Origin of the sequence: Asaia astilbis JCM 15831, from assembly GCF_000613845.1 — a bacterium.
Lineage (GTDB): Bacteria > Pseudomonadota > Alphaproteobacteria > Acetobacterales > Acetobacteraceae > Asaia > Asaia astilbis.
In genome coordinates this window covers 40,284-66,721 of the sequence record NZ_BAJT01000011.1, presented here as the reverse complement: position 1 = coordinate 66,721, position 26,438 = coordinate 40,284, and the positions used below count along the sequence as shown (strand labels likewise).

Genomic DNA, 26,438 nt, shown 5'->3' with positions numbered 1-26,438 from the left:
CAGTCTTACGACACCGTGGTTTCCGGTCAAGCTTTTGGGCGTCTGATGTCTACCGTTCGCGCGGTCGAGGCTCAGTTTTTGGGGTCGTCAGGAAGCTTGGGATAGCTACTGGCAGATCCTGCCAGTGTCGTCACACGACGGGCGAAAGAGAGCGTCGCGTGCTCGGTCTCGACCGGCATGCCCGAATAGAGATCCTTGCAAGCCGTAACGAGGTGAACCCCACCCAGCCTTCGGCCCAGAAGATTGAACGCTTTGTCGCCAATTGTTGCAGCGCGCTCGCCTAGCGCAAGGAGCCCAAGCGGTGCGCTCAATGCTGTTGAGGCGCTCTCAGCCCTGAACAATCCGCGGTGCAGAACCTGGTCGAGCTGGCTCGTCGAGAAAGGGCTTCCGTGCCCGAACGGCAGGGTGTCGTCTTTGGCGGCCAGTCCGGTGCGATTAGGCGCGATCAGGATCAACCGACCGTGATCGGCAAGCACTTTCCAGACGGCACGGAGCAGAGGGTGCGGGTCGACGAGTTCAAGACCATGCACCAGCACGACGAGATCGACGCTAAGATCGTCAAAAGGCAGGCAATCAGGGGCGACGACGCAAATGGCGCGATCAGGACCGATCGTGGTCTCGCTGCCGGTCTCGCGCGACTTTGGGGCGATGGGCGGACATCGACGGGTGAGCTGTGTATCGAGCTGGGCCGAAGCAACCCAGCGCGCCTCATTCAGGGCCTGCCATTGCGCGAGAAGGGGCTGCGCGTAGCCGAGGCCCAGCACGCGCAACCCTTTGGGGTCGGGCAGAAGCGGCGCGAGTCGGGACATCAAAAGCGATGTAACCTGTTCTCCGCGCCGGCTGGCGTAGAACCCGGCAGCGTCGGGCGGCACGGGCTGGGAAGGACGCTTTTGCATGACATCAGGCTAAACCGAAGCTCTGGCCTGTGCCAGAGGAGATGCGTGGCCGGGGTAAATGGGGGAGCATGAAGGGACGAGGATCTCGCCTGTAAGAGAAGTGAAGATGCGCTTCATCGTGAGGGCGGGTAACTTCGCCCAAGGTGAGAGCGTTACGCACGCTGCGACAGATAAGAAGGAGCATGCCCCATGGGTCTCGATATCAGGGCAATTCCCTTTTCGAGGGACAACTACGCCTGGCTACTCACCGATCCTCAGACAGGGGTCGTCGCTGTCGTCGATCCGGGGGAGGCGGAACCGGTCATGTCAGTAATCGGGGACGGACGGCTCGATCTGATCCTGCTGACACATCATCATGCCGATCATACCGGGGGCGCCGAGGCGCTTCGTCAGAAATATGGCGCACGGATTGCGGGTGCTGACTCCGACGCCGCGCGGCTTCCGAAACCGGATCTGCTCTTGCATGACGGAGACCGCATTGCGGTCGGCCGTGAACTCGGTGAGGTCATTTCTACGCCGGGCCATGCCCGTGGCCACCTGTCGTTCTACTTTGCCTCCGCTCCGGCGCTTTTCTCCGGCGATACACTTTTCAGCCTTGGCTGCGGACGGTTACTCGAAGGGACTGCAGAACAGATGTTCGAAAGCTTGCAGCGCTTTGCGGGGCTTCCTGACGAAACAATGGTCTGCTGCGGTCATGAATACAGCGAAGGGAATGCAGCGTTTGCTCTGTCGAAAGCCCCGGATGACGCTGTGCTTCAGGAGCATGCCGCCCGCATTCGAGAGCTGCGCGGGGAAGGCAAGCCCACGGTACCGGTCTTGCTCGGTCTCGAGCGTCAGACAAACCCTTTTTTGAAGGCGCGTGATGTGGCGGAACTGGCGTCTTTGCGTCAAGCCAAGGACGTTTTCTGAAAAGGACCGATAAGCATGACTGACTTCAGACTGAGCGACCATGATTTCGACGCGATCATTTTTGATTGCGACGGCACCATCGCCGATACACTTCCCGTGCACTTCCTCACGTTCAAGGAAGCGTTGGCCGAGCAGGGTCATACTCTGACAGAGGCTTGGTATCATGAACGTACCGGGCTCTCGAGCGGGAAGCTTTTTGCAGCGTATGAGCAGTTTCATGATGTGACGCTTGATCGGGAGGCGCTGCTCTCACGATGCCGGGCTCTCTACGAAACGCATCTCGACAAGCTGCAGGAGCACAGTTTTGCCGCAGATATCGCCCGGGATCAGTTCGGTCAGGTGCCGATGGCAGTGGCGTCAGCGGGTCTCAAATCCGTCGTGACGGCGACTTTGAAGACGCTCGATCTGCTCAAACTCTTCGAGCATGTCGTGACTGTCGAGGATGTGAAACGTCCCAAGCCAGCCCCGGATCTATATCTTTTGGCGGCTGAAAAGCTTGGTGTGGCCCCCGAAAGATGTCTTGTTTTCGAAGACACCGTTGAGGGGCTTGAGGCGGCTCGCGCCGCCGGGATGGACGCCTATGACGTCCGTCCGTTCACCATTGGTGATAGATAACCATTCGAAGCAGGGTTGCGACCACACCGAGGGTCACAACCCCACCTGCCCAGAGCCCGACAAACCAGCCGAGACGGGCCAGGAAAGAAGAAGGTGCGGGTGAGGCAGGCATGGTCGAGCTCCGTCAGTGATAATGCTGGTCAGCGGTCACGGTGCCGCGGAAGACCCAGTACGAGTAGATCGTGTAGGCCAGAATGATCGGCAACAGGATCGACGCTCCGGCAAGCAGGAAGAGCTGGCTTTCTGGCGGTGACGACGCATCCCAGATCGTGATCGAAGGCGGCACGATGTAAGGCCAGACATTGATGCCCAGTCCGGAGAAGCACAGGAAGAACCAGCCGAGTGCGCAGAGGAACGGTGTCAGGCGCGTGCTGTCCTTGCGGAGTGACAGGAAGAACAGAGCCGCCAGAGCAAGGACGGCGACAGGCACAGGCGCAACCCAGACGATCTCGGGGAAATCCGTCCAGCGATGCATGTAGGTCGAGCGCAGAAGCGGCGTCCAGATGGACACGATGGCGATCAGGACCAGCATCGCTACACCAAGCGGTGCAGAGGCGCGCTGCATCACAGCCTTCAGATCGGTTTCTGTGCGCCAGACAAGCCAGGTAGCTCCAAGCAGCGTGTATCCAACGGCGACAGCGAAGCCGCAGAAGATCGGGAAGGGAGCAACCCAATCCCAGGCGCTGCCGACGAAGGTGTTGTTCTTGACATCAATCCCCGTGATCAACTGACCCAGAATGATGCCCTGCATGATCGAGGCGACGAGCGAACCCAGGCAGAAGGAGCGATCCCAGAAGGTCATGCCGAAGAAGCCATTGGCCTTGACGCGAAACTCGAAAGCAACGCCACGCAAAATGAGCGCAAGCAGCATGAACAGAATGGGCAGATAGAGGGCAGGAAGGATCGTGCCGTAGGCCACCGGAAAGACGCCGTAAAGCGTCGCGCCGCCGAAGATCATCCAGGTCTCATTGCCATCCCATACCGGCGCGATGGTGTTGACCATCACATCGCGATGTTCCTTGCGGTGCTCACCGAGGAACAGGATGCCGATACCCAGATCGAAGCCGTCGAGACAGACATAGATGAAGATGGCCAGGGCCGCGAGGACTGCCCATAGAATGGGCAGCCAATAGACGAGGGTATTCATCGAGACGCTTACTCCGCCGGGTGATGAGAGATTTGGGTAATGCCAGCGGCGCGATGCGGCTGATCGCGTTCAAGCTCGGCTTCGTTCGTGCTCGGCTCCTGGGCAAAATCGTGCAGGAGGATACCGATCCCGGCAGTGAAGACGACGAAATAGACGATGACGAAAGCGATCATGGAGGTTTCCATGTTCGGCAGTGTCACGACCGGAGAGACGCTGTCGACGGTACGGAGCAGCCCATAAATTGTGTAAGGCTGGCGTCCGACTTCAGTTGTGACCCAACCGCAGAGCAGGGCGATAAAGCCCGCTGGCGTCATGAGCAGAGCGCCCCTGAGCAGGATCGGGTTGGTGTAGAAGCTGCCCTTCCAGCGGAGGAAAAGCGAGAACACACCGATCAGGGCCATGAGGCTACCCAGAGCGACCATTACGCGGAATGTGTAGAAGACCACATACATCGGGGCACGCTGGTCTTTGGGGAAGTCTTTCAGGCCCGGAACCTTGCCGTCGAGGCTGTGGGTCAGGATCAGCGAACCGATGAGCGGAATGCCGACCTTGTAGCGCGTCACCTCGTTTTCCATGTCCGGAATGCCGAAGAGAAGTTCGGGTGCACGGCTCTCGGACTCCCAGTCGCCTTCCATGGCGGCAATTTTTGCCGGCTGATATTTCAGTGTGTTCAGGCCATGGGCGTCACCGGCAAGAATCTGCAGAGGTGCGACGATAGCGGCCATCCACATGGCCATTGAGAACATCACCTTCACAGCTTCCGTCGGCTGCCGCTTCTGGCGCTTTGCCTTCAGGAGATGCCACGCACCGACGCCACCGACGATGAAGGCGACGCAGAGGAACGCTGCCAGCGCCATGTGAACGAGACGGTACGGGAAGGACGGGTTGAAGATGATCGCCAGCCAGTCGGCCGGCAGGAAGCGACCTGTTGCAGCGTCGATCTTGTAGCCTTGCGGCGTCTGCATCCACGAGTTGGACGCAAGGATCCAGCTCATGGAAATGAGCGTGCCGATCGACACCATGCTCGTTGCAGCAAAATGCAGGCGCTTGCCGACCCGGTTGAGGCCGAACATCATGACGCCGAGGAAGCCAGCTTCAAGGAAGAACGCTGTCATGACCTCATAGGCAAGCATCGGGCCGAGAACGGGGCCAGCCTTCTGCGAGAACTGAGACCAGTTGGTGCCGAACTCGTAGGACATGACCAGCCCTGAGACGACGCCCATGGCGAACACGACCGAAAAGACGCGCAGCCAGTATTTGAAAAGGTCAAGATAGACGGGTTTGTCTGTCTTGAGCCAAAGGCCTTCGAGTACCGCCAGGAAGGCGGCCAGGCCGATGGAGAAAGCTGGAAAGACGATATGAAATCCGACGGTAAACGCGAATTGCAATCGTGCGAGGAACAGAGCACTCAAATCGGGCATTGCAGATATCCGCGGCCAGAAGGGCCAGTCGTGAAGGGGGTTGAATAAAGCCAGACGCCTAAGGCGTCAGCTTCCCCTTCGGTTCATCAAGATGCCCTGTTATTATCGCGAAGATGTGATTCTGCAATAAGATCTCGCTGCCGCGGGTGGGTACCGGCAGGTCAAGCCTGTCCGGGATCCTTGCCGATTGTTCATTGAGGCGCGAAAGCAGTGTGACGTAATCGCGACTGGTTCTTAACGCGGCAGGAGCATTAGCGATCCAGTAACGGACAAAGCCCTGCAGGCCTGACAAATGTGCCCAAAGCGTACCCGCTCCGTCATGTGTCAAACTGCCACTCATGGTGCAGGAAAGCGGCCCCAGATCGAACGAGGCGGTCTGAATTAAAAACCGTCCACCTGCCTCACTTTGACCTGATTTGGCGCTTTTGGCGCGTAGGGCAGTGAGAATCAGATGGAGATGACTCGGGGGAGGGAGCAGCGAAAAGAGGTCGGTGACCTGGCTTCCGCTTCCATGCGACGCGCGCTCTTGAGGATCGAATTCTGGTAGGGCCGCGGCAGCGTGAAGATCCATAGCCCACGCAGAGGACTCGGGTCCGGCTTCGCCACCGGGGATGAGGCGGGCCTTAACATCCATAAGAGTCAGGCTTTTGACACCTCTGAACGGGAGCACCGTTGCGCTAAGGCTCGGCGCAGCGAAGGTCATCTCCTTCGAGGCAGGATCGAGATGCCCAGTCAGATTTCCCCCGCTTAACGAGAGGTTCTCATTCAGCCGAAGGATCTGTGTGCCCTGGAACTTCAGAGTGAAGGAGAAGGGGTGAAGGAGCCCGCCACTGATTGAGAGGGTCTCACCCACGTAGAGTATCCCCTTCGGCCCTGTAAGCGAGGGGTGGTTGAAGAGGAGAGACCCTGCCCAGGGATATAAGGTAGGCGTTTTTTTCTGCCAGGTGAGATGCCAGCCCTGAGCAGAAAGCTGCGTGGTCAGTCGCGGGATCTCTCGCTCCAGCCGATAGAGGCGTGTCGCCGAGAAGCTCCAGGAGATGATTAACAGGAATATCACACCGAGCAGGAGGCCAAGAACCCCCTTCTTTACGGGGGAAAACTCACCTTTGGGGTTGGGCAAGGGGTCGTCTCCGCAGTTCGATTTCACATGAGCAAAGGGAAACAGCACAAATTATCCCCAGAGCTGGGAACCCGTTTTTCCCGAAGGAGAAAAGAGTGTGGCCGCTAGGGCTATGAAACCGTGAACGCCTGTGTTAGACGCCGCGACCGCCGTGTCTTCGGGGTTTGTTTTCCGAGAAAACGTAGCATTCAAGGCGATTGTCACTTGACTCGCTCCCTTTGTGCTTTTGCTCAGCACTCCCAAGCGTAGACCTGCTCGCCTGCCGAACGACACGACAATTTTGCACAGGTCATCCCCCGGTCACTTGGGTGAGTCCACAGAGTTGTCCACAGGGCGTGGCATGGCGTTCGCATCGCATAGCGCGTTCCATGAAGTGTAGATGGAGTCGATCAGCGAACGGCGGTCGGCTTTGGCAGGAAGCGGCTCGCCGATTGCAATGACGATCTCGCCTGGGGTCATCATCCAGCCGCGTCGGGGCCAGTGCAGACCGGAATTTGTGGCAACAGGGATAATGGGCGCGGCAGCCTGTTTCGCCAGAGCGATTACGCCGGGCTGAAGGGGGACGCGCTCGCCGGGCGCGGTGCGTGTGCCTTCGGGGAAGATGATGATCTGTCTGCCCTCGTCGAAGCGCTCCTGCGTTTCCTTCATGAGCATGCGCAACGCTTTTGCTCCTGCAGCACGCTCGACTGGGACCATTCCCGAGAGCAGGAGCATCGGCCCGACGAAGGGGATACGGGTGAGTTCCTGCTTGATGACATAGGCAGGCTTCGGCGCCAGTGTCATCCAGATGAAACCATCGAAATAGGCCTGATGCTGGGAAGCGATCAGGCAGGCCCCGTCGGGAAGATTTTCCGCTCCGGTCACGCGGATACGGATGCGGCAAAGCGTTTTCAGCCCCCAGAGCGTCAGCGATGACCAGAGTTGAGCGTAGCTCAACGCCATGCTGCGGCGCTTGAGCACGCGGATCGGCAAAGCTCCCAGACCCATGAACAGGGTCAGGACGACGAAATAGATGATGAAGACACAGGCGCGTATCCGGTTCATGCACTCCCCCAGGTCCGGCTCTCTCTCGGCGCGCTATGAGAGCCTCTTTTTGGGCCAGCTGGAGTCAGCCGACCGGATGATCCTCTAGAGCATCAAGTGTTACGATGGAATTATCCGTCGCGAGAAAGATGCGAAAGCAAACCAGTCCTGTGTGCCGTAGAAAGGGCGAGTCCGCCTCGTGTTCAGGGGAGATTACGCTCGCGGCGTCAGATTTACTCCGCGTGACAGCCCCAGATGAGAACCGATCAATTTTGTATATTCGCGCAAAAGCAGAGCCAGGGTGGCACGATCGGGGCGATGGCGGAGAGCTGGCGGGCGGATCGGATAAGGGGAGAGACTCAGGTCAGGGGCGGCGCGATGCAGTTCGAGCATGGCCCGGCGTATGTGGTATCCTGCGGTGACGACCAGAAGCGAGTGGATTCCCTGTTTTGCCGCCCACTCGGCAGTCTCGGTGCCGTTACCGATGGTTGAGACGGCTCGTCGGCCAAGGGTGATGCGGTTTGCCAGTTCGGGGCTCAGCCTGACCGGTGCACGTTCACTGAGCTGGGAGAGTGTTGCATGCGGTCCGACGCCTGAGATTAGAAGTTTTTTGCCGACTCCCTTGCTCAGGAGCAGGAGCGAGGCCTCGACCCTGTCCCGACCGCCTGTCAGGGCAACGATTCCGTCGCAATGCGCTGGATCGGGCACCGGGCGCAGGGCATCGGCACAGAACCACACAAAGCCCACGCACCAGCTTAGTGCGAGAATGAGGAGCAGGGTTGTCGTGGCAGACAGGAGCTTCAAGCCAGCCTCCGCAGCCACAAATGCACCGTGGTCAGGGCGACGACAAAACTAAGAGCCGCGACCAGCAGTGGAACGCAGAAGAGCGATTCGAAAAAGCCTGACGGGAGCGCGGTCAAGACGGAGAGCCATCCGGACATGTTATGAGGCCAGAGTGGGAGTGAGGCTTCCTGATGATCCAGGAAAGGCTGGATGAGCCGATGCACGATCGCCAGCGTAGCGCCCCCCAATAGCGTGCCGATAATCCCGCCTGAAAGTCCTAAAGTCGCGCTTCGCCAGGCGATGCGCTGGGCGACGAGGCTGTCAGTGGCACCAAAGCCATGCAGAATTTCAATTGTCCGTCGTCTCGCATGGAGCGTCATTCTGACGGAGAGCGTCGTGACCCCCGCAGTGGCAAAACCTGCGAGAAGCAAGGCCAGCCAGGCACATGCCTGCAGACTCCGCCCCAGGAGCAGGAGTTGTGCCCCCCAGCGCGCGTTTTCCTCCACGATGGTCGATGGAGCAACCGTATCGAGAATGAGCGGGAGATCTGTTGTCGGTGCGTTGGATTTCCGCGCAAGCGTCAGAACGACTGGAAGATCCGTGAGTGTTTTACCTGCTGAGCCGAGCCAGGGTTGGAGGAGTTCCCGTAATCGCTCTTCGGGCATGATCTCGATCGATGCGATTCCCGGATCGCTTTGCAGCACGGCTTTGAGGCGGCCTGCTGTCTCTCTGGCGTTCCCGTCGACGTCGGGAATTTCAAGTGTGACGCGCTGGGCCGCGCCATTTTCCCATTCTCGAGACAGGCTGTGAGCCGCGCTCCAGCCACCGAGGGCCAGAGCGGCGATTGCGGCGACCGCAGCAATGACCGGTACGAGGCCATGATCGCGCCTCCCGAGATGCAGGCCATCAGACAGGGAGCGGCTCATTGCGTCTCTCCTTCTCCCTGCGCGGCGGGAGCAACGACCGTTAGGCGCCCGTTTTCGAGGGCAATCGCGGGGTAGGGCGCCGCTCTCATCAGAGCCTCATTATGGGTGGCAACGATCACGGTCGTTCCTGCGCGGCTGAGCGCCTGCAAGGCGTCGACGAGCTGCCAGCCCTGCCGTTCAGCCAGGGCATTAGTGGGCTCGTCGGCGAGGAGAAGGGCAGGTCGCATCACGAGTGCCCGTGCGATTGCCACGCGCTGTCGCTCCCCTCCAGACAGCTCTTCGGGACGCGCGTGTTTCTTGTGGCTGAGGCCCAGCCATTCAAGAATGGACCTGATTTCAAGATCGATCGTCTCTGCTCCCGTGCCTGAGAGGCGGGGAGGCAGCGCAATGTTATCGAAGACATCCAGTTCGGATAAAAGGCGCAGATCCTGGGGGATGAACCCGATTCTTTGTCTGAGCAGCGACCGCTGGCGGCGTTTTGCCGAGGCGACATCGACGCCCAGGATCTCGACCTGTCCCTCATCCGGCAGCACTTCCAGATGCATCAGGCTCAAGAGGTCGATTTCCCCGCCCCCGAAGGTCCTGTCAGCCAGTAGAAGGCGCCCTGGGGGATCGTCAGGTCGATCTTATCTAGAACCGGGCGTTCGAGAGCCTTGCGGTTCCTGCTATGACGATGACTGACCTTGCGAAACCGGATCATGGATGCCCAGACGGGGATCACATATTGCGGGCAGCTACCGCAGAAATTGTCGCGCCGAGCGCTGCGATGGCCATCAGCAGAAAGCCGTCAAAGATCAGCACGCCCGGGGTCATGACCTGGTGACCGATGGTCAGATGCGTCGGGATGCTGCCCACGACATGGTTCATGACATCCTGCGCCTGGATATCTGCTGAGGCATTGCTGGTGGTGATGGAGGAGAGCGCGTGCGGCAGGGCCATCCAGCCGATGCCGATGACGAGGCAAAGCGGGGCAAGCACCTCGGCAACCTGCTGCGCAAAATAGAAAGCGAAGTAGCAGACTGCCCAGAACGTTGTCCGGATGAAGCCGAGTCCTGATGAATGACGCCGCGGAGCACGGTCTTCGCTCGCCTGAGCCATACGTGACAGGGAAGGGCGGGAGGGAGCTTCCATGGGGCGCTTTCAGCTTGTCGTAACGGGTACGTATGAATAGGCGTCCAGTCCAGACTGGCCACATTGTCTGTGGTTGAGGTAGCTGCGGGCGCGACGAAATGCAATGATTGCCGCGTTGCCGCCTTGATATTCATCCATTTGAGACCGTCAGTTTTTATCGTCCCCAGACGACGCGTGCATTATGGACCCCTACACCCCATGACTATTGCCGACACTCCGCTTCCCTTCATCCTCGTCGTTGAGGAATCCGACACCCAGGCCAAGGCGCTCGTCGCGCTCCTGGATACGGCCGGTTTTACAGTGCGCCGTGTCGCTAGCGGTGAGGAGGCCCTCTCCTGCCTCGATGATAACCTGCCCGATCTCGTCGTGTCCGATTATCACCTGCCGGGCATGAATGGTGGGCAGATGGCCCGGCAATTCCGCATGAATGCCCAGACCCGCTCGATTCCGATCCTGATGTTGACCGAGGATATCGGTCCCGGTCTGGAACGCGAGGGGCTGGAAAGCGGGGCAGACGCCTATATCTCGAAATCTGCCCATCCCGATCTACTCGTTCTGAGGATCAGGGCGCTTTTGCGGGAGGGCTCGGATTTTCTGCAGGCAGAAGAGGCCGGTCGCTTCAGGCGGGCACGCATTGTGATCGTGACCTCTCCCAGGACGGAAGAGCACGAGGCCGCAGGAGGAGAAAACGCCAGTTGGGAGCGCGATGCGTCGGGTGCCTCATTAGGCGAGCTGCTCTGGCGTGACGGGCATACCGTAACCACGGTGACAGCCTCGAGCGAGCTGGTGAACGGCGCCTGGCTTGGCGGGGAAGAGGGGCCTGACTGCCTCGTCCTCGATCTGACCTCTCGTCTGCTCGACGGTGTCAATTTCTGCCGTCGTCTCGATGCGCGGCGACAGGATGTGCTCGAGGCGGGAGGCACGTCGTTTCGTATTCTCGGAATCGTCGCGGCCGATCGGTTTCGCCGGCATTCCGCTGCCGATCTGTTCGATGCCGGGCTGGACGATCTGGTACCGAGCGATATTGCTCCGGATGTGCTCGCCCTGCGAATCCGTGTTCTGGTGCGCCGCAAGCTGGCGCAGGATGAGATCCGGCAGCTGGAAATCAAGCGGCAGGTGCGTGAAGTCGCCCTGCAGACGGCGCAGAGCGAAGCCCGAGCCATTGCTGCCAAAGCCGCGATGGCGGAAGCTCTCGCTCATGCCAATGCGGAACTCGCCGATGCGAATGCCCGCCTGATCGAAACGCAGGCGAAGCTCGTGCAAACCGCCAAAATGGCCTCTCTCGGTGAGCTGGTTGCTGGCATCGCCCATGAGATCAATAATCCTCTGGCTTTCACACTGGCGCATGAGGAGACGATTGCGCGTGCGCTGCAAAAGCTGGTCGACTGCGACAGTTCTTTGAAGCCCGAGCAACTCACTCTGCTCGAGAAATGCTCGAACCGGATCGGCGCCATGCGTCTGGGATTGCAGCGCATACAAAATCTCGTTCTGAGCCTGCGCAGGTTCTCACGCCTCGATGAGAGTGCCTTTCAGGACACGGATGTGATCGAGGCAATCGATACCGCCCTGGCGCTTCTGGCCCATAAATTCGGCCGTGAGATTGAGGTCGAGCGCCGTCTGGCCGCGCCGCGAATGCTCGTCTGTCAGCCGGCCTTGCTGCATCAGGTGGTCATGAACATTGTCAGCAATGCGGCTGATGCCATTCGCTCGCGTGCGGCTGCCGAGGGAGGTGAGCCCGGGATCTATGATGGGAAGATCGTCATCGAGACTGTCCTGGAGCAGAACGAGCAAGGCGCGCAATATGTCATCAGCGTTTCTGATGACGGCCCCGGAGTGCCTCCCGCATTGCGAGCTCGCGTTTTTGAGCCTTTCTTTACGACCAAGCCGGTAGGAACAGGCACAGGCTTGGGACTTGCCATCGCTTATGGCGTGATCGAAGCTCATGGTGGCTCGATCGATATCGAAGATGCCAATCTCAGTGGCGGTCATGGAGTGGGGGCGTGCTTCACGCTTTCAGTGCCTGTCCGCTTGACGCCGACAGGACCGGTTACGATAGGACGCAGCGCATGAGACGAACCGAAATGTCTGTTCCTTACGGTCGTAGCCGTATCTTGCTTGTTGACGATGAGGCAGAAATTCTCGTTGCCTTGACCGACCTGCTTGAAGACGAGTTCGATATCCTCTCCTGCACCGACCCGCTCGAAGCGTTGGCGTATCTGAAAAAATCTCCCGATATCGCGGTGATCGTCTCTGACCAGCGTATGCCGAACATGACAGGCGACGTGCTTCTCAGCAAAGCACGCGAGTTTTCCGATGCGCGCGGTATTCTTCTGACAGGTTACGCCGATCTCGCTGCGGTCGTGGCTGCCCTCAACCAGGGCCGTATTCAGTTTTACGCCCACAAGCCTTGGGAGTCGGACGCTGCGGGCCATGGTGCGCGAGGTGTCTGCTCATCATCGGCTCGAGCGCGCGCTGATGACAGAGCGCGTTCTGTTGCATGGTGCCATGGAATCGGTGCCGATGGATGGTGTCTTCACCACAGCGGACGGCACGGTATTGCGGCACAATTTCGATGTGGATCCTGCTCTCGATGCAAAAGAGGATCTCACGGAGGAGATGCTGTTCAGTGAGTCTCTGCGTCCTGAAATCACGGCGATGCGCGAGGAGACAAGGGAGCGCGGTAATCTCGTAAGGCTCGTCTCTGAAGTGACGGATCGCGGCGTGCGCTGGTACGAGATCACACGTCAGACCCTCCCTTGGCCACGGAACGCAGCGGGTGTGCCCTGTCCGAGCGAGGAGAGATGGCAATTCAACCTTGGCCGGGATGTCACCGAGCGTCTCGCCATGGAAGAGCGTCTGCGTCAGGACGACAAGATGCATGCGCTTGGCACACTGGCTGGCGGCATTGCTCACGATTTCAATAATCTGTTAACGGCCATGCTGGGCTCTCTCGAGCTGCTGCAGGATCTGAGTCCTTCAGATGCTCCGATGGTGACCAAACTGTTCGACAACGCGCTGGATTCCGCGCGGAGAGGCACGGTGCTCACCCGGCGGCTGCTCGAATTCGGCAGGCCCAAGCCTGTGGCGTTACGCTCCGTGAACCTGGTCGATCTGGTTTGGAGCATGCGGGATCTGATCGTGCAAAGTCTCAGCAGAGCCAGCGATCTGCGTGGAGAGACAGGGCGATGTGCGCTGGACCTCTCTGCCGTACCTCAGGATCTGGTCGTCCCTTGCGTGCTGAGCGATCCGGGTCAGCTTGAAATGGCTCTGCTCAATCTTTGCATCAATGCGCGTGATGCGATGCCTGATGGTGGGATTATCAGTATCCGCCTGGCAAATGATCAAGATGCTACCGGAGCCCCCTGTGTGAGCCTGACGGTCGAGGATCAGGGCTGCGGTATGCCGCCGGAAATCATCAGGCGTATCTTCGAACCTTTTTTCACGACCAAGGGTCTTGGAAGCGGGACCGGGCTGGGCCTGTCGACGATCTATGGATTTCTTCAGCGGAGTGGCGGCGATATTCGCGTCAAATCCGTGCCGGGCCAGGGCACGAACATGACTGTCATTCTGCCTCTTTGCGCGGCTGAGCCTGAGGAAGAAGAGACATCCGACCTGTCCGGAGAGGGCAGTTTCAGGCCGCTACGCATTCTGCTGGCTGATGACGAAGCTGGGGTTCGACTGGTCACAGAGCAGTTTCTGACTCAGGACGGGCATCAGGTCTCCAGTGTCCCGGATGGCTCGGATGTGATTATCCATCTCGATAAGGGGGAGCAGTTCGATCTTGTGGTCCTCGATCTGCTGATGCCGGTGATGGGGGGACGCGAATGCGGGCAGATTCTCGCTGAGCGCTATCCGGCACTGCCGGTACTCTATGTCAGTGGTTATGCGGACCCGGAAAACCTTCCAGCCCAGGCTTTTGTGCTCGGTAAGCCGTTCACGCCGCAGGATCTGCGTGACGCAATTACCCGCACCATGCGTCGAAAGACTGATTGGGCCTTTGTCCGGAGCGATGGCGCAGTCGGCAACGAGGGAAGGCGAGGAGTGTGGTCGAGGACATCAAAGCGATGCGAAGCGCCCGATCCGGACTTGTCAGCCTGCGCGCACCGCTTATGTGAACAGCTATGCAGATAAGTTCTTCTTCCCCCCATGATCCTGTCGGCTGGCATGGCACTACCATCCTTTGCGTTCGTCGCGATGGTCAGGTGGCCATGGCCGGTGATGGGCAGGTGACACTTGGCCAGACGGTCATCAAAGGTAATGCGCGCAAGGTGCGTCGTATCGGCCCCAAGAACTCCATCCTCGCTGGATTTGCGGGCGCGACCGCCGATGCGTTTACGCTGCTCGAACGGCTTGAGGCCAAGCTGGAGCGCTATCCGGATCAGCTGGAGCGCGCCTGCGTCGATCTTGCCAAGGACTGGCGGACGGATCGCTATCTGCGTCGCTCGAGGCGATGATGGCAGTGGCGGATGGCCAGCGCTCCTTCACCCTTACGGGCAATGGCGATGTGCTGGAGCCCGAAGACGGGATCATCGCGATCGGATCGGGAGGCAATTATGCGCTCTCAGCGGCGCGGGCCCTGATCGATGTTGACGGCATGACGGCGGAAGATGTGGCCCGCAAAGCGATGAAGATTGCCGGTGATATCTGCGTTTACACGAACCATTCTGTCCGGGTCGAAGTGCTCGGAGGGGAGGCACTCTGATGGAAATTCCCAATTATTCTCCGCGTGAGATCGTCTCCGAACTCGATCGCTTCATCATCGGTCAGAACGAAGCCAAGCGTGCCGTGGCGATCGCCATGCGTAATCGTTGGCGCCGCGCGCAGCTCCCAGAGGGGCTGCGTGAGGAAGTGGTGCCCAAGAACATTCTCATGATCGGCCCGACAGGGTGCGGCAAGACCGAAATCGCGCGTCGGCTGGCCCGTCTGGCTCAATCTCCCTTCCTTAAGGTCGAGGCGACGAAGTTCACCGAAGTTGGTTATGTCGGCCGCGATGTGGAATCGATCGTGCGCGATCTCGTGGAGGTCTCGCTGACGATGCTGCGCGAGGCCCGTCGCAAGGACGTGAATGCCAAGGCTGAACTCGCCGCCGAAGCCCGTCTGGTGGACGCGCTGGTCGGTGAGTCAGCCTCTGCCGATACCAAGACCAAATTTCGCCAGATGCTTCGCAATGGCGAGCTCGAAGAAAAGGAAATCGAGATTCAGGTGGGGCGTGAAGGCGGTCCACAGGGCGAGATGCCCGATCTCGCAGGGGGCACCGTGATGAATGCGGCAGCTTTCGGCGATCTGATGAAGAATCTCATGAACAAGTCGCCGCAGCGTCGTCGTCTCAGCATCGCGACGGCGCGTCAGTTGCTGATCCGGGAGGAGGCCGACCGGCTCGTCGATAACGATGCCCTGACTCAGGACGCGGTGCGTCACACGCAGGATCACGGAATCGTCTTTCTCGACGAAATCGACAAGGTTTGCGCGCGTTCCGGTGAGGGCGGGAGCCGCGGGGGAGACATATCCCGTGAAGGCGTTCAGCGCGACCTGCTGCCCCTGATCGAGGGCACGACGGTCACGACAAAATATGGACCGATCAAGACGGATCATATCCTCTTTATCGCCTCTGGCGCGTTTCATCTGGCCAAGCCATCGGATCTGCTGCCCGAACTGCAGGGACGTTTGCCGATCCGTGTCGAACTTGCCGGTTTGAACCGGGACGATCTCAAGCGCATTCTGCTCGAGCCTGAGCACTCCCTGCTGAAGCAATATGTCTCGTTGCTCGGCACCGAAAACGTCACGCTCATTTTCGAGGATAGTGCGGTCGACGCGCTGGCAGAGCTGGCATCGGACATCAACGAACGGGTGGAGAATATCGGCGCCCGCCGGCTGGCAACGGTTCTGGAGCGTCTGCTTGAGGAAATCTCGTTCCGTGCGTCCGACCGAGGGGGGGAGACGATCACGGTGACCGCTCAGGATGTCCAGGAGCGTGTCGCGCCCCTGGCCAACAAGGGCGACCTCAGCAGGTTCATCCTGTGAGCGGCCCGTGGGTACAGCCGGTCGACGCATCGGCCTCAGAGGCGATTGCAGCGATCAGTGACGAGCTGGCCATGTTCGATGACTGGATGGATCGGTACGAGTACATCATCGAGATGGGACGAAGCCTGCCATCCTTTCCCGCCAAATGGCAAAACGACGCCCATCGTGTGCCGGGATGTCAGAGCCAGGTCTGGCTGGAAGCCCATGAGGAAGAGGGTAACCTCTTCTTTGCGGGCGCGTCGGATGCCACGATCGTCAACGGCCTCGTCGCTCTTTTGATGCGGGTCTATTCAGGGCGAAGCAAGGCAGAGATCGAGAACACAGATCCGGGGTTTTTGCACGAACTCGGTCTGGTCAAGGCGCTGTCGACCAATCGCGGCAACGGTGTCGAGGCGATGGCGCAGGCTATCCGTGCCCGCGCGCGCGCCTGAGATGGTGTGATCTGACCCGACTTTACCGGGTCAGATCATATCTATCACTCAGTTCTTGCCGGGAGCGCCGTCTGACGGTGTTGCGGCTGGAGCTGTCTTGTTCTCTGCTTTTGCAGCGACATCAGCCTTGCACTTCGTGAACTTGCCTTTTTCGTCGCGGCATCTCACAGGCTTGGGCTTCTCACATTTTGTGAACTTGCCGGTTGTCGTATCGCGACAGGACTTGGCGTAAGCGGCTGGCGCCGCCGTGGCACCAAGAAGAAGGGTCAGGGCAAGAAAACCGCGGAGCATGGCTCTTATTCCTCAGAGATGAAGAGATGAAAACGCCCTGGCAATTGTGCAGGAGCGTAAGGTCTATACCGTGCCGGACTCCGGCTTTCAGAAAACCGCCGGAATGCCTAAGGGTTGCATTCCGACAACGGGCATAGACACAAAAAAACCCGCCGTAAGGCGGGTTTTTCCGTTGCAGAGCTGATCGGGATCAGTTCGGCAGGGCGTAGGCGATGACGTAATCGCCCATCTTGGTCCCGAAGGAACCATGACCGCCCGCATAGGTCACGATGTACTGCTTGCCATTGGCAGAGTAGGTCATCGGGGTGGACTGGCCACCAGCAGGAAGGCGATCCTGCCACAGTGTCTTGCCGGTCGTGACGTCATAGGCGCGGATGTAGAAATCCAGCGTCGAGGTCAGGAACGCGACATTACCAGCCGTCGTCAGAGGGCCACCAAGGCTCGGGACACCGATCTTGAGCGGCGGAAGCTGGATCGGCAGCGAGCTGTTATAGAGGCTGTCGCGCAGGGTACCGTTGCGATGCTTCCAGATAACCTTGTTCGTCCGCAGATCGATACCGGCCATGTAGCCCCAGGGCGGGCTTTTGCAGGGGATCGGCAGACCGAGCTTGGTCGTGATCGGGTTCAGGAACGGGCTGAGCATGATGGCGTAAGGAGCGCCATAGTTGTGCTGCAGGCCGGTCTCACCCCCCGAACCGCGACGGGCGCCTTCTTCAGGCCAGAGCGGGTTGCCGGGACCACGGGGAACCAGTCTCGACACGAAAGGCAGGCCGATCGGGTTCGAGATTGCGATCTGGCGCTGCGGATCGACGGCGAGGCCGCCCCATTCGAAGACACCGAGATTGCCCGGGAAGATCAGCGAACCACGCTCGGACGGCGCTGTGAACGTGCCCTTGTAGTCGAGCTGATGGAACGCCACGCGGCAGATCAGCTGATCGAAGACCGAGCCACCCCACATATCCTTACCGGTGAGCAACGCCTTGGGGCGCAGCGTCAGGTCGGAGAAAGGCTGTGTCGGTGTGACGTGATCGCCCTTGACCACCTCCTGGGGAACCGGAAGCTCCGGTGCAGGAACGATCAGCTTGCCGTCACGACGGTCGAGAACGAACACATTGCCCGTCTTGGCCGGTGCGTAGATGGCAGGAACGACGGTTCCGTCCTTCTGCGTGATATCGATCAGGCTCATCTGTGCCGGCAGATCCATGTCCCACAGATCGTGGTGAACGGTCTGATAGCTCCAGGCCAGCTTGCCGGTATCGGCGTGCAGGGCGAGAACTGCCGAAGCATAACGCTCTGCATCTGCCGTGCGGTTTCCACCCCACTGGTCAGGTGTCTGAACGCCCGTCGGGATGTAGATCAGGCCAAGATTGGCGTCGTAAGACGCGGTAATCCACGAGTTGGGCGAGTTCGCGACGTATTTATGGTCAGGACCCGGCATTTCGTTCGGATCAGGGTTGGACGGGTCGAACACCCAGACCAGCTTGCCCGTGAACAGATCGAAGGCACGCGTGACGCCCGACGGCTCCTTGGTGGAGTTGTTGTCGGTCACGGCGCCAGAAATGATCACGACCTTGTCGGTCACAACCGGCGGTGAGGTCGGCTCATACCCACCTGCATGATCGTACGGCATGAACGGCGTACGCAGGTCGATTTCACCATTCTTGCCAAAGCTCGGGCAGGCCTTGCCGGTCTTGGCGTCAACGGCGAACAGACGGCCGTCATTGACGGGCAGGAACAGACGTTCATGGCACTCGTCTGGCGCAGGCGTGCCATCGGAGGTCACGGCGCTGGCATCCGACTTGTGATAGGTCACGCCACGGCAGGTAAGATGCTGATAGCCCGGATTGACGTAAAGATGGGGGTCGAACACCCACTTCGTCTTGCCGGTTGCACCATCGACAGCCCAGAGCTTCTGATGCAGCGAGCAGAAATAAAGCGTGCCGTCGACTGCAAGCGGGGTGGCTTCGTTGGTGGCTTCACCGGGATCGTTCGGTCCCTGGAAATCACCTGTGCGCATCGTCCACGCGACCTTCAGCTTGCTGACATTGTCAGAAGTGATCTGCGTGAGCGGGGAGAAGCGGTCGCCATACTGCGTGCGGCCATAGGCCTGCCAGTCACCGTCAGGCATCTGCCCGGCGTCGCTGCCGGCAGCGGCAATCTTGGCGGTTGGCAGATTGCCAGCCTGATCGCCCGGATCCTGCACGAAAGCCACAACCACAACGATGAGAGCGAGCGCAACGCTGCCAACGAGGGGGAGCTTCGCGATGCGGCTCGTGGTGATCTGACGGCTGACGAAAGGAAGAAGCAGCCAGATGCCCAGGATAACGACAACGTCACCGCGAGGGACAAGCGACCAGAAATCGATACCGACTTCGCCAATCGCCCAGGCCAGCGAGCCCAGAATGACCAGAGTGTAGAGCCAGAAAGCCGCCGGGCGCCTTTCCAGGCGAGGAAAGCGGTGGCGAGAAGCGCAATACCGCAGACTGCATAATAAGGGGTGTCGCCGTAGCTCAGGAGCCAGACACCGCCGATTGTCAGATATAAGCCACAAAGGGCGAATATGACGGCGGTGAGGGCAGCCCAGAACCGCGGCCGGGAAACCGTGTTCATGCGTCGTCCTATATGATGTTCGTGGTCGAAAACGTTATCGAAAGAGACCGCGTGAAAAAAGGCGCAAATGTGGGCCTGCGTCAAGAACGTCCCACATGTTGATCCGGGTCTTGTCTAACCCAAACTAAATGCTTTGGCGCGTTAAAACAGGTTGTGCAGGGCAAAGATATCCTATAGGTGCCCCCAATCGAACGCGCGTCCAGGCGATGGTAGGGCATGCCTGGCCGCTTGATGGTGATCGCAAGTCTTTGCGATGTGCCATCTTATAAGTCGAGAGGAGAACGAAATGCCCAAGATGAAGACCAAATCGTCGGTCAAGAAGCGGTTCAAGATCACCGCGACCGGCAAGGTGATGTGCGGTCCCGGCAACAAGCGCCACGGCCTCATCAACCGTCCGCAGAAAATGAAGCGCACGAATCGCGGCCCGCAGACCATGACGGACATGGATGCGAAGACCGTGAAGCAGTGGGCCCCCTACGGACTGGCTTGAGGAGCAAGATAAATGGCACGTGTTAAGCGCGGCGTAACGACGCACGCCCGTCATAAGAAGGTTCTGGATCTTGCCAAGGGTTACCGCGGCCGGTCTTCCACGAACTACCGTATTGCTCTTGAGCGCGTCGAGAAGGCTCTTCGTTATGCCTATCGCGACCGTCGCAACAAGAAGCGCGATTTCCGCGCACTCTGGATCCAGCGTATCAACGCTGCGGTTCGTGAGCAGGGTCTGACCTACAGCAAGTTCATCAACGGACTTGCCAAGGCTGGTATCGAAATCGATCGTAAGGTTCTGGCCGCCATCGCATTCGATGACGCAGCCACCTTCGCCGAAATCGTGAAGCTGGCGCAGATGGCTCTCGATCTGCCCGCTCAGGAGCAGACGGCTCAGGCCTGATCTGTCCCTTTTCGGATTTGATAGAAAACGGGTCGTCCTGTATCAGGACGGCCCGTTTTCTTTTTTAACGGTACCGGACGAACGATGGGACAGGCGATAATGGGCGATGATCTTGAAACGCTGAGAAGCGAAACTCTCGAAGCGTTGGCGCAAGCGCAGGATCACGCTGCATGGGACGCCATCCGTGTTGGCGTGCTGGGCAAGTCCGGTCGTCTCACGCGCCTGCTCAAGGAGCTGGGCAAGATGAGCCCGGAAGAGCGCAAGGAGCGTGGTCAGGCTCTGAATCGTCTGCGCGATGCGTTGAACAGCGCCGTCGAGACACGCGGTCAGGAAATTGCAGAAGCCGCTCTGGAAGCGCGTCTGAAGTCTGAGCAGGTCGATGTGACTATGCCGGCACCAGCGACCTCGTTCGGTCTTGTGCATCCGATCAGCCGGACGATCGAAGAGATGACGGCGATTTTCGGTGCCATGGGTTTCAGCGTTGCCGAAGGCCCTGATATCGAGTCGCAATGGCATAATTTCTCGGCGCTCAACACGCCCGACCATCACCCGGCCCGTACCGAACACGACACATTCTATCTGCCGTCAGCGGAAGAAGACTCGCCTGCACGTGTGCTTCGCACCCAGACATCGGGTGTGCAGATTCGCACCATGCTGAATGAAGAGCCTCCCATCCGCGTGATCGCTCCGGGTCGGACCTATCGCGCCGATCATGATGCCACCCATTCGCCGATGTTTCATCAATGCGAAGGCTGGTCATCGATAAGGGCATTACACTCGGGCATCTCAAAGGCTGTCTGATTGAATTCCTGCGGGTGTTCTTCGACAAGCCTGATCTGCCCGTGCGGTTTCGCGCCTCCTATTTCCCGTTCACCGAGCCTTCGATGGAGGTCGATATCGGCTGGTCGCGCCAGACAGGTGAAATCGGTGGCGGTACGGACTGGCTGGAAGTGCTCGGCTCGGGGATGGTTCACCCGCGCGTCCTCGCCAATTGCGGCCTCGATCCTGCCGTCTGGCAGGGATTTGCTTTCGGCATGGGGGTCGAGCGTCTGACGATGCTCAAGAACGGCATTCCCGATCTACGGTCCTTCTATGAGAGCGATCTGAGATGGTTGCGCCATTACGGCTTCTCCGCCCTCTCCTCCGCCAGCCTCGCAGAAGGAGTCTGAGACCATGAAATTCACTCTGTCCTGGCTGCGCGAGCATCTCGATTTCACGGTGTCACTCGATGAGATTGTGAGCACGCTCAATACGATTGGTCTTGAGGTCGAGAGCGTCGAAAATCCTGCGGACACTGCGGGGGTTCCGCGTTGCGAAAATCGTCGAGGCACACCGCCACCCTGATGCGGATCGTTTGCAGGTCTGTGTCGTGGCTGCGGGTGGCGGGTATGAAAAAGTGCAGGTGGTTTGCGGGGCGCCCAACGCCCGCGCTGGTCTCTATGTCATTTTCGCGCCGCCCGGCACCTATGTTCCCGGTAGCGATATTACCATCAAGGCCGGAAAGATCAGAGGGCAGGAGAGCGGCGGCATGCTGTGCTCCCTGCGCGAACTGGGACTCGGCGCCGAATCCGACGGAATTGCAGAGCTGCCCGAGACGGTCGTGCTCGGTCAGGCCTATAGCGATTATGCGCATCTCGACGATCCGGTCATCGACATTTCGATCACGCCCAACCGCGGAGATGCGCTGAGCGTCCGTGGCATCGCCCGTGATCTGGCAGCAGCCGGAATCGGCCATCTGAAGCCTTGGCTGGTCGATACGGTTGAGGGAAAATTCCCGTCACCGATTTCATGGGATATCCAGTACGAGGCGGCATGCCCGTTCGTTGCCGGGCGTCTTGTTCGGGGCGTCAAGAACGGACCAAGTCCTGAGTGGCTGCGTCAGCGTCTGGAGTCGATCGGCCTCAAGCCAATCAGTGCGCTGGTCGATATCACCAATTTCCTGACTTTCGATCTTGGTCGCCCTCTCCATGTCTTCGACGCAGAAAAGATTAGCGGTTCGACGCTTTCGCTGACCCGTGCAGCGCGTGAGACGTTTCGGGCGCTCGATGGGCGCGATCTTATTCTCGGAACCGATGACCTTGTCATCGTCGATAAGGCTGGGGTGCAGTCTCTTGCCGGGTTGATCGGCGGCGAGGCTACCGGGGTGTCCGATGAGACATGCGATGTCTTTATCGAAGCGGCCCTTTTCGATCCGGTACGCCTCGCACTGACGGGGCGTCGTCTGGCCGTCCATACCGATGCGCGCCAGCGCTTCGAGCGCGGTGTCGATCCGGCGCTGGTGCTGTCGGGCCTCGAAGCGGCGACCCGCCTCATTTTGTCCCTTTGTGGGGGTGAGGCCAGTGATGTGACGAGCGCGGGTGCCATTCCTTCCTGGCAGCGGGATGCCTGGCTGCGCTTTGAGCGTCTCTCCAGCCTTGGAGGCGCGCAGATCGCTTCGGAAGAGGCGACCCGTATCCTGGAGCATCTGGGCTTTGCGGTGAAGGAAGCCGACGAAACCCGCGCCTGTTTCGCAGTGCCGTCATGGCGCAACGATATTGCGACCGGGGTTTTGCTCGATCAGGCCGCTCATCTCGATGCCGATCAGGCGCAGAAAGCGGCAGCTTCGGTTCAGGCCATCGAAGATGAAAATGATCTGATCGAGGAAGTACTCCGCATCCACGGGCTCGACTCCATTCCTTCTGTCGCGCTGCCTCAGAAGACCGCTATTGCGGCCCCGGCGTTGACTCCGGCCCAAAAAAGACTTGGGGAGCTGCGACGCCTCTGTGCGCTGCGTGGTCTCGTCGAGACAGTCGGGTTTTCCTTCGTCTCGCATGAAGATGCCTCGCTCTTTGGTGGTGCGCCGGAAGCTCTGCGCTTGTTGAATCCGATTGCGTCCGACCTGAACCAGATGCGCCCGACGCCGCTCATCAATCTGGTACGTGCCTGGCAGCGTAATGCCGCCCGTGGTCTTTCCGACGCGGCATTGTTTGAGATCGGGCCATCCTTCCATGCAGACGGTCAGAAGCTCGTTCTGGCAGGGCTGCGAGGGGGCGAGACGCCTCGACGTCCGGGCGAGCGCGCACGCGCGATGTCGCTCTGGGATGCCAAGGCCGATCTTGTGGCGGCTCTCGATGTGCTGAAGCTGCCCGCTGAGGCACTGAGCGTCACTGCGGATGCGCCGGGTCACTACCATCCTGGTCGATCTGGTGTCGTCCGTCAGGGACCCAAGACAGTGCTCGGCTATTTTGGGGAGCTGCATCCGAAAGTGACCCGCGCCATGGGGATCGATGGCACGCTGGTCGTTTTTGAAATCTGTCTCGACGCAGTGCCTCTGCCCAAGGTCAAGCGCCGTCAGGTGCCGACGCTCTCCGCCTTCCAGCCGGTCAGTCGCGATTTTGCGTTCATCGTCGCGCCGCAAGTCGAGGCCCAGGCTGTGCTCAAGGCAGCTCGGGGTGCGGAACGGGCACTGATCAGCGATGTCCGGTTGTTCGACGTCTATGAAGGGGCATCGCTCGAAGCCGGGCATCGTTCTCTCGGGATCGAGGTCACGCTTCAGCCGATCAAGGCCAGCCTGACCGATGAGGAGATCGACGCCGTCTCCGAAAAGATCATTGCGGCAGTTGCAAGCAACCGGCGCGACGCTGAGACGCTGAGTTTTCATGCCCCACTCAGCCATCACCCCTCGTGTCATCTGGCTTCTCGCAGGTGAGGCCAGCGGTGATGTGCTCGGTGCGCATCTCATGCAGGCGCTCTATGCGCGCGATCCGCATCTGATTTTTGTCGGAATTGGCGGACCACGCATGGAGGCGCTGGGCCTGACCAGCCTGTTTCCGATGAGCGACCTTGCCGTGATGGGGCTGGTCGAGGTGCTTCCACGCATCCGTCAGCTTTCCCAACGGCTCAATGAAGCGATCAATGATGTGGTTCTGCGCCAGCCGGATCTGATTGTGACAATCGACTCTCCGGGCTTTGCGTTGCGTTTTCTCAAGCGACTGCGCGACCAGAACGTCCCGAAAATCCATTATGTCGGCCCTCAAGTCTGGGCCTGGCACGAGAAGCGCGTTCATACGTTTCCCGAACTGTGGGACAGACTGCTTTGCTTGTTGCCTTTTGAGGTTGAGTGGTTTGCCAAGCGGGGGGTGGCAGTCGATTTCGTCGGCCATCCGGTTTTGCAGTCGGGTGCCGATCAAGGTGACGCAAAGCGTTTTCGCCTGCGTCATGGGCTGAGTGACGAGGCTCCGATCCTGATCCTGATGCCCGGGAGCCGTCGATCCGAGGTGCCCCGCCTGTTGCCGGTCTATGGCAAGATGCTGAGCCTCCTCAAAAAACGTTTGCCCGATATCTGTCCGGTTCTCCCTCTGTCGCCGCTGGTCGCGCAGACCGTGCGGGCTGCGGTCGCAAAATGGCCGGTCAAGCCGATCATTGTGACAGAGCTTCATGACAAGCATGATGCCTTTGCCGCAGCTGGGGCGGCTTTGACCAAGTCGGGAACATCGACTCTCGAACTGGCTCTGGCGCGGGTTCCGATGGCGGTTGCCTATCGGGTCAATCCGGTCACGGCGTTCATGGCGCGTCGGATGATCAAGGTGAAATACGTCGCCATGGTCAATCTGCTCGCCGGGCGCGAAGTCGTGCCTGAATTACTTCAGGAACGATGCACGCCCGAGCAGCTTGCCCAGTCTGCCTATGCCTTGTTGACGGATTCTGATCTTTGTCAGGCCCAGAGGGCTGAGTTCGATCTCATCATGGCGCAGCTGAAGCCCGCAGCGTCAGACGCCCATAACGGCACGCCTTCTGACGCCGCAGCAGAGGCCGTGCTGCGTATTCTCGACGAGAAAACGTCAGGCCCGAAAACCCAAACCTGATTCAGGCAGAAAAGGACGCCCGTTCAGGGTTGGGTGCCATAAAGCTGGTCAGCCGGGATCTCCGGGGCTGTCGTGTCGCGCAATCCCTGTGGGGTTATCTCATGATAGAAGCAGCTGCGGCGTCCCGTATGGCAGGCAACGCCCTCCTGATGGACGAGCAGCAGCACGGCGTCGCGGTCACAGTCCAGCCGAGCGGAAACGAGAGCCTGCGTCTGACCTGAGCTCTCCCCCTTGCGCCACAGCTGATTGCGGCTGCGTGAAAAATAGCAGACCCGACCGGTTGTCAGGGTTTCTGCGAGTGCCTCGCGATTCATCCAGGCCAGCATCAGCAGGTCATGAGGCGCTTCGGCAGCCTGTGCCATGGCTGTGATCAGGCCGCTCTCATTGAAATGGACCGTATCGAGAAGCTTTTCGATGGTCTCGCGATCGGGGGGAAGGTAGCTCATGATGTCTCGTCTCTGAACCAGTCGGGGAGAAGGGGAGTGAGGGTCAGCTCTTCGTGAGAGATTGTCGTTGACCAGACCTCGCGGCGAAGAAAGGCGAGCCCCCGGGTGCCCGCGCTGCTGCACATCTGTCCGATGTCGCGCCCGTCTATTTTCAGGATCGTCCCCGAGGGTGGTAATCCAGCATCGCCACGAACGGGCACGAGGCGTTTTTTGACCAGCCCACGATAATGGGTGCGGGCTGTCAGTTCCTGCCCCATATAGCAGCCCTTCTGAAAAGAAATGCCGTTCAGCCAGTCGAAATTGGCTTCGATCAACAACGTCTTTTCGCTTTCGCAGTCGCTGGGGTCGGGCAGACCCAGCCCGATGCGATGAGCGTGATAGGACTCGATCGAGGGTTCAGGCGTGACGGAAGGGCGCGGCACGAGGCGGCGTAGTCCCGCTTCTTCGAGCCGAGGGTCGGGGAGGGCGTCCGGCACTGTCTCACCGTCCCAAAGCGCTTCCACCGTGAGATCTGTCGCTTCGATCTGTACATCCGCCCTCAGACGGAACCGGGAGAGCCGGGTCCGAAGAAAATCGGCATGCTCTGCGGGCACATCCAGAAGAAGGCTGTCAGCGTCATGCCGGATAAAGAAATCCGACAGATAGCGTCCCTGCGGCGTCAGAAAACCCGCCCAGACCAGCCTGTCGGGTGATGCTGCGGCGACATCGTTGGATACAAGACCCTGTAAGAAAGTGACCCTGTCCTGCCCGCTTGCACGGAGGACCGTGCGGTCTGTGAGCCACGCTCTTGCCATTATCGTTCTCCAATTCGGACAGTATTGAAAGGAGATGCGGGTTGCGGGCTCGGGAAACAAGAGAGAATATATTCGAGCGACGTGAACGATTTTGGCGCGTTATCTGGTCAACACAAGTTATTCCCCTCGGGAGGGGACATC

The 26,438-nt window shown here is 59.6% G+C and carries 23 protein-coding genes and 4 pseudogenes; 13 read left to right on the top strand and 14 right to left on the bottom strand.

Features of this window, described 5'->3' with window-relative positions; all coding sequences use genetic code 11:
* Positions 1–71: 71 nt before the first annotated feature.
* Positions 72–896 carry a class I SAM-dependent methyltransferase gene (locus tag JCM15831_RS09480; RefSeq protein WP_051528430.1) on the bottom strand — a complete coding sequence of 275 codons (825 nt, stop codon included), beginning with the start codon at positions 894–896 and terminating at the stop codon, positions 72–74.
* Positions 897–1,085: 189 nt separating this feature from the next.
* Here JCM15831_RS09480 and gloB point away from each other — a divergent pair, with 189 nt between their 5' ends.
* Positions 1,086–1,805 carry a hydroxyacylglutathione hydrolase gene (gloB, locus tag JCM15831_RS09475; RefSeq protein ID WP_025824090.1) on the top strand — a complete coding sequence of 240 codons (720 nt, stop codon included), beginning with the start codon at positions 1,086–1,088 and terminating at the stop codon, positions 1,803–1,805.
* Positions 1,806–1,820: 15 nt separating this feature from the next.
* Positions 1,821–2,420, top strand: a complete 600-nt coding sequence (locus JCM15831_RS09470; protein WP_025824089.1) for an HAD family hydrolase — start codon at positions 1,821–1,823, stop codon at positions 2,418–2,420.
* Here JCM15831_RS09470 and JCM15831_RS21030 read toward each other — a convergent pair.
* From JCM15831_RS21030 to JCM15831_RS09425, 9 genes are all read right to left on the bottom strand, one after another.
* Positions 2,401–2,532, bottom strand: a complete 132-nt coding sequence (locus JCM15831_RS21030) for a DUF2474 family protein (protein ID WP_084490638.1) — start codon at positions 2,530–2,532, stop codon at positions 2,401–2,403. The two genes, JCM15831_RS09470 and JCM15831_RS21030, sit on opposite strands and share 20 nt — an antisense overlap.
* Before the next feature lie 12 nt (positions 2,533–2,544).
* Positions 2,545–3,567 carry a cytochrome d ubiquinol oxidase subunit II gene (gene cydB / locus JCM15831_RS09465; protein ID WP_025824088.1) on the bottom strand — a complete coding sequence of 341 codons (1,023 nt, stop codon included), beginning with the start codon at positions 3,565–3,567 and terminating at the stop codon, positions 2,545–2,547.
* Positions 3,568–3,575: 8 nt separating this feature from the next.
* The gene (locus JCM15831_RS09460; RefSeq protein WP_025824087.1) at positions 3,576–4,988 is read right to left on the bottom strand and encodes a cytochrome ubiquinol oxidase subunit I; all 1,413 of its coding nucleotides are present in this window, start codon (positions 4,986–4,988) and stop codon (positions 3,576–3,578) included.
* Positions 4,989–5,046: 58 nt separating this feature from the next.
* A complete protein-coding gene (locus JCM15831_RS20245; RefSeq protein WP_198024292.1) occupies positions 5,047–6,108 on the bottom strand; it encodes a DUF2125 domain-containing protein in 1,062 nt (353 codons plus the stop codon).
* Positions 6,109–6,408: 300 nt separating this feature from the next.
* Positions 6,409–7,152 carry a lysophospholipid acyltransferase family protein gene (locus JCM15831_RS09450; protein ID WP_025824085.1) on the bottom strand — a complete coding sequence of 248 codons (744 nt, stop codon included), beginning with the start codon at positions 7,150–7,152 and terminating at the stop codon, positions 6,409–6,411.
* 192 nt (positions 7,153–7,344) lie between these two features.
* Positions 7,345–7,935 carry a YdcF family protein gene (locus JCM15831_RS09440; RefSeq protein ID WP_232228096.1) on the bottom strand — a complete coding sequence of 197 codons (591 nt, stop codon included), beginning with the start codon at positions 7,933–7,935 and terminating at the stop codon, positions 7,345–7,347.
* Positions 7,932–8,840 carry a cell division protein FtsX gene (locus JCM15831_RS09435; RefSeq protein WP_025824083.1) on the bottom strand — a complete coding sequence of 303 codons (909 nt, stop codon included), beginning with the start codon at positions 8,838–8,840 and terminating at the stop codon, positions 7,932–7,934. The genes JCM15831_RS09440 and JCM15831_RS09435 overlap by 4 nt, the downstream gene beginning before the upstream one ends.
* Positions 8,837–9,385: a cell division ATP-binding protein FtsE gene (locus tag JCM15831_RS17995; RefSeq protein ID WP_232228108.1), complete on the bottom strand. Its 549-nt coding sequence runs from the start codon at positions 9,383–9,385 to the stop codon at positions 8,837–8,839. Before JCM15831_RS17995 ends, JCM15831_RS09435 begins: the two co-directional genes overlap by 4 nt.
* A 172-nt stretch (positions 9,386–9,557) precedes the next feature.
* Complete coding sequence (locus tag JCM15831_RS09425; protein WP_025824082.1) at positions 9,558–9,971, bottom strand: hypothetical protein; 414 nt, start codon at positions 9,969–9,971, stop codon at positions 9,558–9,560.
* Positions 9,972–10,169: 198 nt separating this feature from the next.
* Between JCM15831_RS09425 and JCM15831_RS09420 the strand changes: the two genes are divergently transcribed.
* The 6 genes and pseudogenes from JCM15831_RS09420 to JCM15831_RS09400 all read left to right on the top strand — a co-directional run bounded on the left by JCM15831_RS09420 (position 10,170) and on the right by JCM15831_RS09400 (position 16,423).
* Complete coding sequence (locus JCM15831_RS09420; protein WP_025824081.1) at positions 10,170–12,041, top strand: response regulator; 1,872 nt, start codon at positions 10,170–10,172, stop codon at positions 12,039–12,041.
* On the top strand, positions 12,038–12,601 hold the full coding sequence (locus tag JCM15831_RS22690; RefSeq protein ID WP_232228095.1) for a response regulator: 564 nt from the start codon (positions 12,038–12,040) through the stop codon (positions 12,599–12,601). Before JCM15831_RS09420 ends, JCM15831_RS22690 begins: the two co-directional genes overlap by 4 nt.
* The gene (locus JCM15831_RS22685) at positions 12,492–14,102 is read left to right on the top strand and encodes an ATP-binding protein (RefSeq protein ID WP_306301834.1); all 1,611 of its coding nucleotides are present in this window, start codon (positions 12,492–12,494) and stop codon (positions 14,100–14,102) included. Before JCM15831_RS22690 ends, JCM15831_RS22685 begins: the two co-directional genes overlap by 110 nt.
* Positions 14,093–14,673, top strand: a pseudogene (hslV, locus tag JCM15831_RS17985) (ATP-dependent protease subunit HslV). The gene JCM15831_RS22685 and the pseudogene hslV overlap by 10 nt, the downstream one beginning before the upstream one ends.
* The gene (gene hslU / locus JCM15831_RS09405) at positions 14,673–15,992 is read left to right on the top strand and encodes an ATP-dependent protease ATPase subunit HslU (protein WP_025824080.1); all 1,320 of its coding nucleotides are present in this window, start codon (positions 14,673–14,675) and stop codon (positions 15,990–15,992) included. Before hslV ends, hslU begins: the two are co-directional and overlap by 1 nt.
* The gene (locus JCM15831_RS09400) at positions 15,989–16,423 is read left to right on the top strand and encodes a SufE family protein (RefSeq protein WP_025824079.1); all 435 of its coding nucleotides are present in this window, start codon (positions 15,989–15,991) and stop codon (positions 16,421–16,423) included. Before hslU ends, JCM15831_RS09400 begins: the two co-directional genes overlap by 4 nt.
* A 48-nt stretch (positions 16,424–16,471) precedes the next feature.
* Here the strand turns inward: JCM15831_RS09400 and JCM15831_RS17980 are convergent, their stop codons facing one another.
* Both JCM15831_RS17980 and JCM15831_RS17975 read right to left on the bottom strand, forming a co-directional pair.
* Entirely contained in the window at positions 16,472–16,714 is a 243-nt protein-coding gene (locus JCM15831_RS17980) for a hypothetical protein (RefSeq protein WP_025824078.1), read from the bottom strand.
* 190 nt (positions 16,715–16,904) lie between these two features.
* Positions 16,905–19,324: pseudogene (locus JCM15831_RS17975) on the bottom strand (glucose/quinate/shikimate family membrane-bound PQQ-dependent dehydrogenase).
* Between the two features lie 286 nt (positions 19,325–19,610).
* Here JCM15831_RS17975 and rpmI point away from each other — a divergent pair.
* The 5 genes and pseudogenes from rpmI to lpxB all read left to right on the top strand — a co-directional run bounded on the left by rpmI (position 19,611) and on the right by lpxB (position 25,057).
* Positions 19,611–19,814, top strand: a complete 204-nt coding sequence (gene rpmI / locus JCM15831_RS09385; protein ID WP_023978115.1) for a 50S ribosomal protein L35 — start codon at positions 19,611–19,613, stop codon at positions 19,812–19,814.
* Positions 19,815–19,826: 12 nt separating this feature from the next.
* On the top strand, positions 19,827–20,213 hold the full coding sequence (gene rplT, locus JCM15831_RS09380; protein ID WP_025824077.1) for a 50S ribosomal protein L20: 387 nt from the start codon (positions 19,827–19,829) through the stop codon (positions 20,211–20,213).
* 99 nt (positions 20,214–20,312) lie between these two features.
* Positions 20,313–21,382: pseudogene (pheS, locus tag JCM15831_RS17970) on the top strand (phenylalanine--tRNA ligase subunit alpha).
* A gap of 4 nt (positions 21,383–21,386) precedes the next feature.
* A pseudogene (pheT, locus tag JCM15831_RS17965) lies at positions 21,387–23,845 on the top strand (phenylalanine--tRNA ligase subunit beta).
* A 6-nt stretch (positions 23,846–23,851) separates the two neighbouring features.
* The gene (gene lpxB / locus JCM15831_RS09365) at positions 23,852–25,057 is read left to right on the top strand and encodes a lipid-A-disaccharide synthase (RefSeq protein WP_025824076.1); all 1,206 of its coding nucleotides are present in this window, start codon (positions 23,852–23,854) and stop codon (positions 25,055–25,057) included.
* Positions 25,058–25,080: 23 nt separating this feature from the next.
* On the opposite strand, the gene hisI is transcribed toward lpxB, so the two are convergent.
* Together hisI and ygfZ are read right to left on the bottom strand one after the other, a co-directional pair.
* Complete coding sequence (gene hisI, locus JCM15831_RS09360) at positions 25,081–25,503, bottom strand: phosphoribosyl-AMP cyclohydrolase (RefSeq protein WP_025824075.1); 423 nt, start codon at positions 25,501–25,503, stop codon at positions 25,081–25,083.
* The gene (gene ygfZ / locus JCM15831_RS09355; RefSeq protein ID WP_035774211.1) at positions 25,500–26,297 is read right to left on the bottom strand and encodes a CAF17-like 4Fe-4S cluster assembly/insertion protein YgfZ; all 798 of its coding nucleotides are present in this window, start codon (positions 26,295–26,297) and stop codon (positions 25,500–25,502) included. Before ygfZ ends, hisI begins: the two co-directional genes overlap by 4 nt.
* Positions 26,298–26,438: the final 141 nt, after the last annotated feature.

Bases quoted from the DNA above. Each gene is read 5' to 3' on its own strand.
- JCM15831_RS09480 (WP_051528430.1), bottom strand. From the start codon at position 896: ATGCAAAAGCGTCCTTCCCAGCCCGTGCCGCCCGACGCTGCCGGGTTC.
- gloB (WP_025824090.1), top strand. From the start codon at position 1,086: ATGGGTCTCGATATCAGGGCAATTCCCTTTTCGAGGGACAACTACGCC.
- JCM15831_RS09470 (WP_025824089.1), top strand. From the start codon at position 1,821: ATGACTGACTTCAGACTGAGCGACCATGATTTCGACGCGATCATTTTT.
- JCM15831_RS21030 (WP_084490638.1), bottom strand. From the start codon at position 2,532: ATGCCTGCCTCACCCGCACCTTCTTCTTTCCTGGCCCGTCTCGGCTGG.
- cydB (WP_025824088.1), bottom strand. From the start codon at position 3,567: ATGAATACCCTCGTCTATTGGCTGCCCATTCTATGGGCAGTCCTCGCG.
- JCM15831_RS09460 (WP_025824087.1), bottom strand. From the start codon at position 4,988: ATGCCCGATTTGAGTGCTCTGTTCCTCGCACGATTGCAATTCGCGTTT.
- JCM15831_RS09450 (WP_025824085.1), bottom strand. From the start codon at position 7,152: ATGAACCGGATACGCGCCTGTGTCTTCATCATCTATTTCGTCGTCCTG.
- JCM15831_RS09435 (WP_025824083.1), bottom strand. From the start codon at position 8,840: ATGAGCCGCTCCCTGTCTGATGGCCTGCATCTCGGGAGGCGCGATCAT.
- JCM15831_RS17995 (WP_232228108.1), bottom strand. From the start codon at position 9,385: ATGCATCTGGAAGTGCTGCCGGATGAGGGACAGGTCGAGATCCTGGGC.
- JCM15831_RS09425 (WP_025824082.1), bottom strand. From the start codon at position 9,971: ATGGAAGCTCCCTCCCGCCCTTCCCTGTCACGTATGGCTCAGGCGAGC.
- JCM15831_RS09420 (WP_025824081.1), top strand. From the start codon at position 10,170: ATGACTATTGCCGACACTCCGCTTCCCTTCATCCTCGTCGTTGAGGAA.
- JCM15831_RS22690 (WP_232228095.1), top strand. From the start codon at position 12,038: ATGAGACGAACCGAAATGTCTGTTCCTTACGGTCGTAGCCGTATCTTG.
- JCM15831_RS22685 (WP_306301834.1), top strand. From the start codon at position 12,492: ATGGATGGTGTCTTCACCACAGCGGACGGCACGGTATTGCGGCACAAT.
- hslU (WP_025824080.1), top strand. From the start codon at position 14,673: ATGGAAATTCCCAATTATTCTCCGCGTGAGATCGTCTCCGAACTCGAT.
- JCM15831_RS17980 (WP_025824078.1), bottom strand. From the start codon at position 16,714: ATGCTCCGCGGTTTTCTTGCCCTGACCCTTCTTCTTGGTGCCACGGCG.
- rpmI (WP_023978115.1), top strand. From the start codon at position 19,611: ATGCCCAAGATGAAGACCAAATCGTCGGTCAAGAAGCGGTTCAAGATC.
- rplT (WP_025824077.1), top strand. From the start codon at position 19,827: ATGGCACGTGTTAAGCGCGGCGTAACGACGCACGCCCGTCATAAGAAG.
- lpxB (WP_025824076.1), top strand. From the start codon at position 23,852: ATGCCCCACTCAGCCATCACCCCTCGTGTCATCTGGCTTCTCGCAGGT.
- hisI (WP_025824075.1), bottom strand. From the start codon at position 25,503: ATGAGCTACCTTCCCCCCGATCGCGAGACCATCGAAAAGCTTCTCGAT.
- ygfZ (WP_035774211.1), bottom strand. From the start codon at position 26,297: ATGGCAAGAGCGTGGCTCACAGACCGCACGGTCCTCCGTGCAAGCGGG.